At 64.2% G+C, this 12,950-nt stretch carries 13 protein-coding genes; 7 read left to right on the forward strand and 6 right to left on the reverse strand.

Annotation, left to right across the window (positions count from 1 at the left end; translation table 11 throughout):
• A partial coding sequence (locus AC0L27_RS31900; protein ID WP_473321661.1) for a hypothetical protein occupies positions 1-348 on the forward strand: 348 nt, incomplete at its 5' end.
• Between the two features lie 155 nt (positions 349-503).
• On the opposite strand, the gene AC0L27_RS31905 is transcribed toward AC0L27_RS31900, so the two are convergent.
• Positions 504-977 carry a response regulator gene (locus tag AC0L27_RS31905; protein WP_473321663.1) on the reverse strand — a complete coding sequence of 158 codons (474 nt, stop codon included), beginning with the start codon at positions 975-977 and terminating at the stop codon, positions 504-506.
• Positions 978-1,551: 574 nt separating this feature from the next.
• Between AC0L27_RS31905 and AC0L27_RS31910 the strand changes: the two genes are divergently transcribed.
• From AC0L27_RS31910 to AC0L27_RS31920, 3 genes are all read left to right on the forward strand, one after another.
• Positions 1,552-2,250: a Crp/Fnr family transcriptional regulator gene (locus AC0L27_RS31910; protein ID WP_275174499.1), complete on the forward strand. Its 699-nt coding sequence runs from the start codon at positions 1,552-1,554 to the stop codon at positions 2,248-2,250.
• Positions 2,251-2,407: 157 nt separating this feature from the next.
• Positions 2,408-2,785: an Hpt domain-containing protein gene (locus AC0L27_RS31915; protein WP_354209629.1), complete on the forward strand. Its 378-nt coding sequence runs from the start codon at positions 2,408-2,410 to the stop codon at positions 2,783-2,785.
• Positions 2,786-2,946: 161 nt separating this feature from the next.
• Positions 2,947-3,195: a hypothetical protein gene (locus AC0L27_RS31920; RefSeq protein ID WP_354209630.1), complete on the forward strand. Its 249-nt coding sequence runs from the start codon at positions 2,947-2,949 to the stop codon at positions 3,193-3,195.
• Between the two features lie 79 nt (positions 3,196-3,274).
• Here the strand turns inward: AC0L27_RS31920 and AC0L27_RS31925 are convergent, their stop codons facing one another.
• Positions 3,275-3,898 carry a LuxR C-terminal-related transcriptional regulator gene (locus tag AC0L27_RS31925; RefSeq protein ID WP_354209631.1) on the reverse strand — a complete coding sequence of 208 codons (624 nt, stop codon included), beginning with the start codon at positions 3,896-3,898 and terminating at the stop codon, positions 3,275-3,277.
• A 340-nt stretch (positions 3,899-4,238) separates the two neighbouring features.
• Between AC0L27_RS31925 and AC0L27_RS31930 the strand changes: the two genes are divergently transcribed.
• Together AC0L27_RS31930 and AC0L27_RS31935 are read left to right on the forward strand one after the other, a co-directional pair.
• Positions 4,239-5,402, forward strand: a complete 1,164-nt coding sequence (locus tag AC0L27_RS31930) for a hypothetical protein (protein WP_354209632.1) — start codon at positions 4,239-4,241, stop codon at positions 5,400-5,402.
• Positions 5,403-5,946: 544 nt separating this feature from the next.
• Positions 5,947-7,155, forward strand: coding sequence for an EAL domain-containing response regulator (locus AC0L27_RS31935; RefSeq protein ID WP_354254722.1), 1,209 nt, complete (start codon positions 5,947-5,949; stop codon positions 7,153-7,155).
• Between the two features lie 20 nt (positions 7,156-7,175).
• On the opposite strand, the gene AC0L27_RS31940 is transcribed toward AC0L27_RS31935, so the two are convergent.
• Positions 7,176-8,030: an NAD(P)H-dependent oxidoreductase gene (locus tag AC0L27_RS31940; RefSeq protein ID WP_354209634.1), complete on the reverse strand. Its 855-nt coding sequence runs from the start codon at positions 8,028-8,030 to the stop codon at positions 7,176-7,178.
• 93 nt (positions 8,031-8,123) lie between these two features.
• Between AC0L27_RS31940 and AC0L27_RS31945 the strand changes: the two genes are divergently transcribed.
• A complete protein-coding gene (locus AC0L27_RS31945; protein WP_473321676.1) occupies positions 8,124-9,059 on the forward strand; it encodes a LysR family transcriptional regulator in 936 nt (311 codons plus the stop codon).
• 18 nt (positions 9,060-9,077) lie between these two features.
• On the opposite strand, the gene AC0L27_RS31950 is transcribed toward AC0L27_RS31945, so the two are convergent.
• The 3 genes from AC0L27_RS31950 to AC0L27_RS31960 all read right to left on the reverse strand — a co-directional run bounded on the left by AC0L27_RS31950 (position 9,078) and on the right by AC0L27_RS31960 (position 12,922).
• Entirely contained in the window at positions 9,078-9,938 is an 861-nt protein-coding gene (locus tag AC0L27_RS31950; RefSeq protein WP_354209636.1) for a DMT family transporter, read from the reverse strand.
• A 254-nt stretch (positions 9,939-10,192) separates the two neighbouring features.
• Positions 10,193-11,173, reverse strand: coding sequence for a Bug family tripartite tricarboxylate transporter substrate binding protein (locus AC0L27_RS31955; protein WP_354209637.1), 981 nt, complete (start codon positions 11,171-11,173; stop codon positions 10,193-10,195).
• Between the two features lie 108 nt (positions 11,174-11,281).
• The gene (locus AC0L27_RS31960) at positions 11,282-12,922 is read right to left on the reverse strand and encodes an FAD-dependent oxidoreductase (RefSeq protein WP_354209638.1); all 1,641 of its coding nucleotides are present in this window, start codon (positions 12,920-12,922) and stop codon (positions 11,282-11,284) included.
• Between the last annotated feature and the right edge of the window lie 28 nt (positions 12,923-12,950).

Genomic DNA, 12,950 nt, shown 5'->3' on the forward strand with positions numbered 1-12,950 from the left:
CTTCACCAGCTGATTGTCCACGGTGTCCAGGCTCTCGCTGGTTTCCGTCAAAAACTCCCGCAACAGATCATCCATGAGCTACGCCTTACTGACCTGGATCTGAACCTCGACGCCCGAGCCGCGCTTGGCATGAACGGAAGTCCCCGCCTTGGATCGTTAGACATCCCCTTTCACGGTCCCGTTAATTTCATCCTCCGTGCTAATACGGATATTGAAGACAAGTTTGCCGTTCGACCGCATGCGACAGCGTTTTTCGGCAAAACCAGCACCACGCCGCAACGGCGAGACGCGTTAGGTGAACGTGCCGATAACAGCGAGACCAGGCGCGCGGGAAAGCCCTGCTTGTAAAGGACGATATGCGCGGTCTTCGCGGAATTGTATGGAGCCGCCTGCAATCCTGAGCGGTCTCGCCACTTTCGCTTGATGCTTTGCCGAGAGATACGCAAGACCCGCATTCGCGGTAAACGAACGGTTACCCGCGTCCACTGCGGCCGGTGCCGGCGCTAACCCAGGCGCGCGGCCGAGGCAAGGTCGCGGTGGGAACTGTGCTCCGCGAGGCAATCGTTGATCGCGGCGAGCAGCGCGTGCGGCGTGAACGGCTTGCGCAGACAGCGCGCCGCACCGAGCCCCAGCGCCATCCGGAGGAAATCGGGGGCTGGCGAATTCAGATTTGCGAACGCGTAGCCGGACATCGCGATCAGCGGAACGGCCGGGGCCCGCTCGTGAAAGATCCGGACCGATTCGAACCCGCGCATGTGCGGCATGAAGATATCGATGATCATCAGGTCGAACTGTTGATGTTCGAGCGCGCGAAGTCCGGCTTCCCCTCCTTCGGCGATCGTCACCCGAAAATTGTTGCGCTGGAGATAGATCTCGATGGCCATGCAGACCATCGGGTCGTCGTCGACGACGAGAATATGGCGCAGAACTTGTGTCCCAGCTTGAGCTTCCCGAATCGGCGATTCACCGTGGCGCACGCCATGCTCCTTTGCTCGAGAAATGGACTATTGAGAACGTCCTTGGCGGAGCGGGGAAGGCGACGGACGCGGCGCGGATGCGGTGCTTCCGGTCATGAAGGCCCCCTTGCCATTTTTACCTGCACAAGCTCGCAGGGCTGGCGCGCCGGCTCATGAGCGAATCAGCGTGCCATTCTCATTTCCGCCGCAAATGGCCGAGCTTGTCTGCTCCCCAACGGGTATACGCAGAGCGACACAACCGTTATAATTAGGTTTGTTGCCGCACAACCGGATGACGAAGCGGACGCGGCGCGGATCGCTTCGAAACCCATCGGATCAACCATGGCCGCGACCGCCCTCCGAGCCGATGCCAGTCGACCGATCTGGATCTGCTGGGACAACAGCTCGGTACCCTGGAAATGGTCAGTGAATCTGTCTTGGCGAGGCGACGTGCAACGGCGCTAACGGCGATCGGACAACTTGTCTCAATTGCCAATATATCCCGAGGGGAACATGATGGAACTTACCCGGACGGCAAGCAGTTTCGGGTGCTGCGGCCCGCTAGTCCGGGAGACGGGAGGCGACTTTGGAAACGATGGTGCGTTCCTCCAACGGTTTCCTGTCCGCGCTGTCGGCAGACGATTATGAGTTGATCCGGCCGCACCTGCGTACGTGCGATCTGCCGCATGACGCGGTGCTGGTCGAGACCGGCGAAACGCTCAAGCGCGCCTACTTTCCCCATCGCGGCGTCATCTCGCTGGTGGTGGAGCTCGCCAGGGGCGAGCACGTGCAAGTCGCCATGATCGGCCGCGACAGCCTGCTCGGAACGCTCTCGACCATGGGTGATGCCTGCGCGCTGAACACGGCCATCGTGCTGGTTCCCGGCTCCGCCTCGATGATGGACCTTGACCGACTGCGCATCGCGGCCGACCAGAGCGGCACCCTGCGGACGCTGCTCACGCGTCACGGACTGGCGGTCTACGCGCAGGTGCAGCAGACCGCGGGCTGCAACGCCGCTCATCCGGTGGAGTCGCGGCTGTCGCGCTGCCTGCTGCACACCCATGACCTCTCCGGCGACTACCGGCTGTTGCTGACCCAGGAGGCTATGGCGCAGATGATCGGCGCTCGGCGGAACAGCGTGTCGCTGGTCGCCAATACCTTGCAGCAGGCGAATTTCATCAACTACAGCCGCGGACACATCCAGATCCTCAACCTGGACGGCCTGCGCCAGACGGCGTGCGAATGCTATGCCACCGTGAAGGCCCAGTATGACCGGCTGCTCGGCCCGCGCTGACTGGTGCTGCGGCGTGGTAAACCGGCCGCTAATTCCGGCCCGCAAACACGGAATGTCCTGCTACCGGAACTGAAATCCAGATGCCGTAGACACGGACGTGCCGCCCGCGCCTGTATGGGCCGGCGGCAAACGATCCGTGATCAAGGCAGGCCAAACCATGTTCGAAGTCACCGTCGCGCCTGCGCAGACAGCGCTTGATGCCGAGCCCGCGCGCGAGCCGGGCGCGTACCAGGCGCTGGTGCGGGAGATCGGCGAGGACGGTGCTTGCGAAGTGCGCGACGTGTTCTGGAGCGAGACCTGCGCACGCCTGCAATCGTTCCGCACGCTCTCGCTCGCGCAGCACCGCGGCAGGATCGCGCGCGAAGCGCATTCGCTGAAGAGCGCGGCCGGGACGTTCGGCTATGTCCGGCTCGCGGTGCTGGCGCTGCGGCTGGAGATGACCGCGGCGAGACTCGGCGACGCCGGCTTTCGCGACCTCCTGGACTTGATGGACGCGGCCTATGCCGCCGCGCGCGCACAGGAACCGGCGGTCTAGATTCCTATTTGACGCGTTTTCTTCACGCGAACCGGTATCCACTTCAGGCGAAAATGCTCTAGCCACTCACGCGTGCATCCCCGCCGTACTTCTACGGCTTGGGATTTTCACAGATGGCTAATCATAGGCAGCGATAGTCGCCGGAAACCAGGAGGGTTTCCATGTTCACCTACGAGACCGCGGACCAGAAAGAAGTTCGCCGCTTCCGCATCGCACAGTTCAACGGCCGGATGGCGACGGTGGCCGCTGGCGAGGAGACGGTGACGGGCTTCGTGCGTTCGGTGCTGGAGCAGGAATCGAGCATGCCGCCCCGCTGGACCATCACGATCATTCCCAACGCGCCGAAGGAAGAGCTCAAGCCGCTGCGGCCCGCGTCGCGCGCGCGTCCCTTCGCCGAAGATTATTTCTGAGCGCGATCGGAGCCCGGGTCTTTCTCGAGAGATCTCTCACGCTTGGCCCTCGCCGCCGGCGGGCGGCCCGACACAGCCCTCAGTCGATCGAATGCAGCAGCGCCGCACGGACGAGGTCCGCAGTGTTGCGCGCACCGAGCTTCCGCATTGCCTCGGCGCGATGGCTCTCGAAGGTGCGCGGGCTGATCTGCATCCGAAGCGCCCCCTGCTTGTTCGAATAACCCTCGCTGATCAGCCTCAGCACCTCGCGCTCGCGCTTGGTCAGCCGCTTCTGGCCTGACAGGCCGAGCACTTCGGCGCTCGGCACGCGCTGCGGCTGTGGCGCACGCGCGAGCTTCAATTCGGCGTCCTCGACCCTGGACGCGATCGGCAGGCCACCCGTGTGAGAACCGGCAAGCTGTTTGACGAGGCCACAAACCCGCTCGGTCTGCACCAGCGCATTCTCCACGACCCGCTGCAAATAGGCACGGTCGCCCGTCACCGGCGCGAGCTGATCGCTGTGATGCTTGATCTCGCCCATGTAGAGCAGGAGCGCCGTGAGGGGACCGTTGAGCTCGCGGGCGATGGCGGCGGCCATTTCGTCGGCCGCCCTGGCGCGGGCGGCGTTCAAGCGGACGACATCGAGCTCTTCAATTGGAGCGGCGTTGCTTTCGTACCATTCCGACGGCCGCGAATCAGTGGCCGTATCATTCTGTGACCCCATGTCACTCGTTTAGCGGAACCCAACGGGGTCTGTGGTTAACTTTTTGCTCCGTAAGACTACGGTGAATTTGGCAGCTTTGTGCTGAAACTCCGGCACAGGCACACTTTGTGCTAGAGGGCCAACCTCCCTCAGCATTCTTAGGTTGCTGAACCTGCTCAAATGGTAGGCGGGTCAGCCGAAGCCTTCTTAACGACCCGATCCGCGCCGATGACCCGCCGCCCCGGATTTTACCGATATATTAACGGCGGCTTGCTTCTCTATGTCGCAATTGAGAGCGCGCAAATGCCTCCATGCATGCGGCCGGTAGGCCTGCTGGAATCGTTGCGGAAGATTGCGTGCCATGAACGAGATCGACCAGCTATCGGACTTCTTGCAGAAGCTGACGCCGCTGTCGCGCAGCTGCCTGCTCAGCGAGCTCGAACGGCTGGAGCTGTGCGGCATCGACATGCCGGGCTCATCCGAGCTCCAATCGCGGCTGCGGGCCGAATTTCGCAAGGACGGATCGAGCCAGGCGCGCGCCACCAGTCCCTCCCGCAATTTCTTTGCGCCGCTCGAGCTGCTTCTGATCGACGGCGCGCCCGAGCATGCCAATATGGGGCGGATCTCGCGCAACACCCTCACCCCGATCTGGGAGTGGATCTGCCGCGACCTGCTGCCGACCATGGCGCGGGACTACATCAAGGCGATCAACGACCAGGTCGCCGCCAACAACCAGAAGGAAGTGCTGAAGATCGCATCGAGCTTCCAGACCAAGGTCGTCAAGGTTCTCGAGAGCACCCTCGCATCAGCGGAGAGCACCGAGTTCGCGCGCGGCAAGCTCGCGCAATACACGGCATCGCGCACCGCCTTCGACGACGTGAAGAAGATGCAACATGTGCTGCGCGCCGGCGCCGCGCTGCCGAAGTTCAATGAAAAGCTGCCCGAGAAGATCGCGAAATTCGACGACGGCCAGGTTGATCAGATCACCGCACGATTGGACGCCTTCAAGAAGGCTCATCCCGAGGCGCTGCCGTTTGCCCTGACGCTGGTGGCGAGGCGGCTGAAGACGTTCTGGCAATTGGTGCGCCTTGCCACCAAGGCCGCCGCGAGCAAGAGCGCCGCCGATGTCGCCGCCACGCCCTATGCCTGCGTCGTTCACATGGTGCTCGACCAGCTCGACGACAGGCGCCTCGCCTTGCGCATCGCGCTCCGGCACAACCGGGTGCTGATTGCGCGCGACCTGCTCACCGAGATCTACGACACCGAATATGCGCTCAAGGTGCGGATCGACGGCATCGAGCAGTGTGAGTGGGGCATTCGGCTGCAGCAATTGATGGACGCGATCGCGGCGCTGGTGTCCGCCGAGGTGAGCCGCTTCCCCTCCAATGTCGGCCACATTCTCGGCTCGCGCCGGCTGCGCAGCCACGATACGCTCGGCGGAAAGCTGTCCTATCTGGCCTGGAAGGGACGCGATGTGATCGAGGACGGCGCCGCCGCGTTGCGCAAGCTGATCGGCCAAACCTGATCCCGCGCTAATGCGCGCGCGGCAGGCACAGGAAGCGATCGAGAAATCGCCCTGACAGCACGAACCTGAACCACCAATACATTATTCGCCGCGACGTCATTGCTGCGATCCTCGACAGCCCACCACCGGCTGCCCGAAGCAATAGCGCAAGTGCAGCAATTCGCTTGTGATGTGCTTCACACGGGCGCCAGCGCCTGCCGACGCATTGTCGCAGAACCGTCACGAGCGAGCCGGGAAAATGCGCGCACCGCGCGCAATTGAGGCGCTCCATTATTCAATTGGGCAAGGTGCGCGCAGCTTGGTCCAATAGCAGGACAGTGCGCGTGCTTGCAGCCGCACTGCACGTTACGAAATCTCCAGTGATTGCCGCAACCCTGCGCCCGATGCGCGAACAGACGTAAAAACATCTCGAACGAGATCGGGACAATTTTAGACATGATGGGTGCTTTAACGTTACCCAGATAATTCGACAATCGACTGAAGCCTTCCATATTTGAAACTGCTCACGTCGCTAACACACCGGCACGGAACGGGAGTGCTTGCGATGAACGACGAAATTGTAGAACTCGCCGAACGAAGGCCGAAGACCTTCGGACGGCGAAAGGTGAAGCCGCGCGCATGCGTCGCCGACGGCAAGCGCCATCTGCGCGCGTTTCTCGCGGAGGTGCTGGAGGATCTCGGCTTCGTCACCACCGAATGCGCCAGCGCCGAGGAGCTGCAGAGCGTGCTGACGAGCGAATTGCCCGACCTGATCCTGCTCGGCATCGCCGCCGACGGCATCGAGCCCGGCAAATTTCTCGAGACGCTGGTGCGCGAGGCTTTCGACGGCAGGGTTCTGACTGTCGGCGCCCGCGAGTCGATTATCGTCAGGGCCGTGCAGCAGGTCGGCGAGGAATACGGCCTCAAGATGCTGCCGCCGCTGACCACGCCCTTTGCCGCGGAGACGTTGCGCGAGCGCGTCGCGATGCTGTTGCCCGAGGAGCCGGCGCCGAGCCCGGCCGTGCATGTCGGCGAGGCCCTGCACGCCGGCTGGCTCGAGCTGTGGTATCAGCCCAAGATCGATGCGCGCACGCTGATCCGCAATAGCGCCGAGGCGCTGGTGCGGATGCGGCATCCGACCTGGGGCCTGGTGCCGCCGGCCTATTTCATCCCCGAAGAGGACGACCCGAATCTGCGCGACCTCTCCGAATTCGTGATCGAGCGCGCCATGCAGGACTGGCACTATCTGCTGGAGCAGCAGAGCCCGGTCGATCTCGCGATCAATTTGCCGTCGTCCTATCTGAAGGAGCCTCAGGCCGTGCGCGATCTCTGCCGCCGCATGCCGACGCATCCGGCATTCGGCGGGCTGACGATCGAGATCGACAGCGAGGAGGCGATCCGCGACCTCGATCTCCTCGTCGAGGTCGCCCGCGAACTGCGTCTGCACAATGTCGGCCTGTCGATCGACAATCTCGGCGCCAACTGGCCGTCGCTGATGGACCTCGGAAAAATTCCCTTCATCAAGCTGAAGGCCGACCGGCACTTCGTCACCGGCAGCGGCACCGATCGCCTCAAGCGCACCGTGTGCCGCCACATCGTCGAGCTTTCGCATGGCTATGGCGTGCGCGCCGTCGCCGAGGGCGTCGAGAGCCGCGCCGACCTGGTCGCTGCCAACGAGCTCGGCTTCGACCTCGTGCAGGGTTTTCTGTTCGGCAAGCCGATGCCGCTGAAAAAGTTTGCGCGGAGCACGCTGACGCGAACGGTGATGGGGTGATGTCATGCGCGGGCGGCGGATTACGCCGTTGCCGCGCAATCCTCCGTCGCCGAGCGCATGGAGCTCACCTCGCCATTGGGGCTGCGTGCCTCGGCCTGCTCGACGTGAAGCGCGAAGCCGGTCGCGCCGGAATGCTCGAGTCCCGCGCGGAGCTGCATGCTCGGAATCAGGTAATCGCCGCCATTCTGGCGCCGATAAGGAATCGGCGATGTCGTCGCAAGCGTTCGCATCCTCTCGCGCAAACGTTCGGCCGTCGCCTGGAAACCGGCTTCGTCCAGCTTGTCGGCCTTGTAGACAACGAACGGCGGAAGCACGTCGTATCCCGGATAATAGAGGATGCCGTGATTGATCGGGAACAGCAGGTCGTCGATCGGCCCGTTGATCCCGCGCGCCGAATAATGCTCCTGCCAGCCGCCGGCGCTCACGATCAGCATCGCGCGTTTGCCCGCTAGCCTGCCTTCGCCGTAACGGTCGCCCCACCGCTTGTCGCTGTGCTCGCCGACGCCATAGGCGAAACCGTAGGCGAACACGCGGTCGACCCAGCCCTTGAGAATGGCGGGCATGCTGAACCACCACAGCGGAAATTGCAGGATCAGGACGTCCGCCCACAGCAGCTTCTCGATCTCGGCCTTGACGTCCGCGGTGAGTGTGCCCGATTCGAACGCCTGCTTGGAGGCGGCGGCCGGCGCCAGCCGCGCGTCCCGCGGCAGCAGCGGAAAGTCGGCGCGACCGATTTCGGATGTCCAGCCCTGGGCGTAAAGGTCTGACACCCGCACCTCGTGTCCCTCAGCCTCGAGTTCTCTGACGGCGACATCGCGGAGCGAGCCATTGAGGGAGCGCGGCTCGGGATGAGCGAAGACGATCAACACTTTCATGATCAGCTCCTTGGTTGATGATTTCGAGCCACCAGGTAGCGTGCACCGCTGCAATTCGGTAGTTGTCGCCAATGGATAGGATCATGCCGAAATATGGATAGATCGGACGTTACGCTCGAACGCATGCGCAGCTTCGTGCGGGTCGCCGAGCGCGGCAGCCTGTCCGCGGTCGCGCGCGAGCTTGTTCTCGGCCAGTCGACAGTGACGCGGCATCTTCGGGAACTGGAGCAGGCCGTCGGCGTGCCGCTGCTCACGCGGACCACGCGCAGCGTGACGATGACGGAGGAGGGACGCCGCTACTATGCCGACTGCGTGCAGATCCTGCGCCTGGTCGAACTGGCGGTCGACGAGGCGCGCAGCACGCGCGGCGCGCCGGCCGGAACGGTGCGCGTCTCCTGCACCGCGGCCTTCGGTGTGCTCCATGTCAGTCGTTTCGTGTTCGCGTTCCAGGACCGCTATCCTGACGTGACGGTTGATCTCAGCCTGACCGACGAACGGATCGACCTTGTGCGGGAAGGTGTCGATATCGCCCTGCGTCTGGGGCCGCTCCCCGACAGTTCGATGAAGCTCAGGCTGCTTGGTCAGTCGCGGCGGGTGCTCGTGGCCGCACCCGACTATCTGGCTTCGCACGGAAGGCCCACGCGCCCGCAGGATCTCGCCAGCCACGAGGGTGTCAGGATGTCGAACATCGCCGGCAGCGACGTGCTCGTGCTGCACGGGCGGCGCGGCGGCCGCCATGTGGTCCCGTTCGCAGGGCGGCTGCGGGTGGATCACGGGCTTGCCGCACGCGAGGCGCTCGCGGCCGGTCGTGGCATTGCGCCGGCCCATCTTTGGCTCGTCGACGACCTGCTTGCCTCAGGCCAACTTGAGCACGTGCTTCAAGACTACGCGCCGCCTTCCGTTCCGCTCAACATGCTGATTGTCCCGGAGCGGTCCGGCATCGCGCGGGTACGGCTGCTGATCGATTTTCTCGCCGAGAGGATCGCGCGGCTGCCGGGGATCGAAAAGCCGCAACCGGGCAAGAACTAAGGTCACATCAATTCGGCCTCAGGCAAACCGCCGCGCGAAGAAGACGCAGGCGACCACCAGCGCGGTCGCGACGATCATGCTCCAGGCGACGGGTTCGTGCAGAAGCAGGCCGGCAAGGGCGAGGCCGAAGAACGGCTGGAGCTGCTGCAACTGGCCGACGCGGGCGATGCCGCCGATCGCAAGCCCGCGGTACCAGAAGATGAAGCCGACGAACATGCTGAAGACCGAGACGTAGGCGAGCCCGATCCAGGCGGGCACACTGATGCCGCTCCATGTCGAGGGCCAGGTGAGAATCGCGACCGGCAGCATCAGCGGCAGCGACAGCAGCAGCGCCCAGGAGATGACCTGCCAGCCGCCGAGCCGGCGCGACAGCGCGGCGCCTTCGGCATAGCCGAGCCCGCACAGCACGATCGCCGCGACCATCAGGAGATCGCCGGTGAGCGATGCGGTGCCGTCGTTGGACAGCGCAAAGCCCGCGACGGTGGCGCTGCCCAAAATCGCGAACAGCCAGAACATCGGCTGCGGCCGCTCGCCGCCGCGCAGCACGCCGAAGATCGCGGTCGACAGCGGCAGCAGCCCGATGAAGACGATCGAATGCGCCGAGGTGATGTGCTGGAGCGCGAGCGCCGTCAGCAAGGGAAAACCGACCACGACGCCGATGGCGACGATGGCGAGCGAGACGAGATCTCCGCGCGCCGGCCGCGCCTGACGGAGCAGGCCGAGCACGGCCACGCCGATCAGCGCCGCAATGACCGCGCGCACCGAGGTCAGGAACAGCGCGGAGAACCCGCCGACCGCCACGCGCGTCGCCGGCAGCGAGCCGCTGAAGATGATGACGCCAAGAAGCCCGTTGCCCCAGCCGCTGCCGGAAGATTGCATGGTGGTCTCGCCCTTGTCGGTGGTGATCCCAACTGGAGCGGCCAGCCGGGGTGGCGTGACGATTACCTGTAAGCTTTCCAACGCCCAACAACAAAAAGCGCGAAAACAACCCCATGCACAGTAGCCGGGGGCTGCAAGATCAATGACTTACGTGGGGGCGAAATCGCCTGACTAGACCGCGATCGTGATGCGGCGGGCGCTGAGGGCGAGCCGGGGATGACCGTCGACGAGCAACGGGGCTACGCAGACGATACTTAATTCGCCTTGATGCCCGCTTCACTGATCAGCTTGCCCCATTTCGAGCTTTCGCTTTGGATGAAGTGGCTGAACTGCTCGGGCGAGGTCGGTGCAGGCTCTGCGCCAAGCGTCCGGATCTTCTCGACCACCGACGGGTCCTTCAGGGCTTTTCCGAAGGCTTCGTTCAACCGGCCGACGATATCGGCTGGCGTGCCGGCCGGAGCAACCAGCCCGAACCAGCCAACGGATTCGAAACCCGCAATCCCGCTCTCGGCTAGTGTCGGCACATCGGGCAAGGACGACAGACGCTGCGCAGACGACACACCGATGGCGTTGAGCTTGCCTTCGAGGATCAGTTGCCTCGATGCGGGGATATCCAGTACCGCGAAGGGGACATGGCCTGCGAGAACGTCGACCGTCGCCGGCGCGGTCCCGCGATAGGGGACCAGCTCCATGGCGATCGCGGTCTTCTGCGTGAACAGTGCTGCGGTCAAGTGCATGGCTGTCGAATTGCCGCCATGTCCGATCGACAACGCGCCCGGCTTGGCCTTGGCGAGCGCGATCGTTTCCGCGACCGTATGCGCCGGCACGTTCGCTGACGCAACCAGCACGAAGGGAATTTCCGCGAGCAGGGTGATCGGCGCAAGATCCTTCGGATCGAACGGCATCGACGAATTGAGATGCGGATTCACCGTCAGGCTGCCTGCCGGCGCGACGCCGAGCGTATAGCCATCAGGCTTGGCCTGCGCGACCGCGGCCATGCCGATGTTGCCTCCAGCACCCGCGCGGTTCTCGATCACGAGACCCTGTTTGAGCTCGGCAATGACCAGCGGTTCGAGCGCGCGGATGACGGTATCGGCGCTGCCGCCGGGCGGAAAGGTCACGATGATCTTGATCAATTGCTCGGGATAGGCCGCTCGGCCCGCCTCCAGCGGCAACACGGCGAAACTCGCGGCCGTCAGCACGGCCATAATGCGGCGGCTTACAACGTGAAACACGTTTCCCTCCCCGGTGCGTTCTTGTTTGTGAACCACGCCTTTGTGAACTACGACTTTGTAAACCACGTCCTGACGGACTCGCCGCGAGACCGTCCGCTTCAAATCGCGTTACGCCGAAGCGCCAGTAATGCGCGTCAGCAAGCCTTGTGGGTCCGCCGGCGCGGCCTGCCCGCGCCAGGCGATGTGCTGATCGGGCCGCGCCAGCACCAGCTTCTCGGCATACGCGCCGTTCGCTTCGTCCGGCGCGATGTCGAGCAGCGCGAGCGGAATGCCGCGCTGCTCTGCGGCAGACTTCAATGGCGCCACATCGATCGCCGGATCGAACCGCAGCAAAGTGTAGCCGGCGCCGAAGGCATCGTAGAGCGATCGCCCGTCCCGCAGAAACAGGTGCGGCGCGCGAGCGCCCGGCACGGTGGAGGGCGTGAAGCTGCCCATCGCGTAGGCCGGCGGCGTCTCGCCGTCATAGGCGATGATCGGCGAGGCATCGTAATAGTAGCCGAAGTTCAATCCGGCACAGCAATATTGCTGAACGTTGAGATCGTAGGCCGCCCTGGCCAGCGCTGCGCGCGCCGCGTGGCCGCGCGGCGTGTCGTGCTCGATCTCCGCGGAGACTCCGCCACGCTGCGCCATCATCTTCATCGCATGGTCCATGGCAAAGCGCGACACCTGTTCGGTGATGGGCTGACGCTCCGCCTCGTAGGCATCGAGGATCGAAGCCGGCGCCCACCCGTTCAGATGCGCCGCCACCTGCCAGCACAGGTCGATGGCGTCCGCAATGCCCGCATTCATGCCGTAGCCCGCATACGGCATCCACAGATGCGCGGCGTCGCCGCAGATGAAGACCCTGCGGTCGCGGAAGCGATCGGCGACAAGCCGGCGGCCGACCCAGTCCTCCCTGCTGAGGACGCGGTATTCGAAACGCTCGTCGACGCCGAGAATGGCGCGGATCGCCCAGTCCCGATCGACCGAATCAAATTCGGGCTCATCTGGCTTCAGGTGATTGTGGATCAGCCAGCGGTCACGACCGTCGATCGCCACCGTCGTGCCTGAGCGTCGCGGGTTGAGCGAGAGCACCATCCAGGCCGGCTTGTGCGCGCCCATCAGCTCCTTGAGCTGCGGCGCTTCGATGAAGGTCGATTGCACGCGCTGGATCACCGGCGTGCCGGACAGGTTGGCACCGATCGATTTGCGAACCAGGGAACGGCTGCCATCACAACCGATCACAAAGGAAGCCTCGATGCGGAGCGAGCTTCCGCTGTCGAGGTCGCGCGCCAGTGCAACCACATGGTCGTCATTCTGCTCGATGTCCGTGATTTCCGTGCGCGCCAGAATGGTGATGCGCGATTGAGCGGCGGCATGGCTGAACAGGATCGGCTCGAGATAGACTTGGTTGATCCGGTGGGGCGGCTCCGGCGTCGGCCACCAGGTATCGGGGCCACCAGTGGCGCTGTAGCGGCGTGCGCGCGAGGGAATGTCGATGCGGCACAGCTCGATGCCGGTCGCCGTGGTCCGGTAGGAGCAGTCGTTCGGGAAATCTGCGGGCAGGCCTGCGTCGCGCAGCTTTGCGGCGACGCCGAGCCGGCGGAAGATCTCCATCGAACGCGCCGAGACGTGATTGCATTTGACGCTGGGCGGATCGCCGGCATGGCGGATCTCCGCGACCACGACGTCGATCCCACGGGAAGCCAGATCCATCGCCGCGGTCAATCCGACGGGCCCGGCGCCCACCACCAGCACCTGTGTCCTCATGTTCGTTTCCGATCCCTTGGCGATCGTG

Source organism: Bradyrhizobium sp. Ken51, from assembly GCF_055807435.1.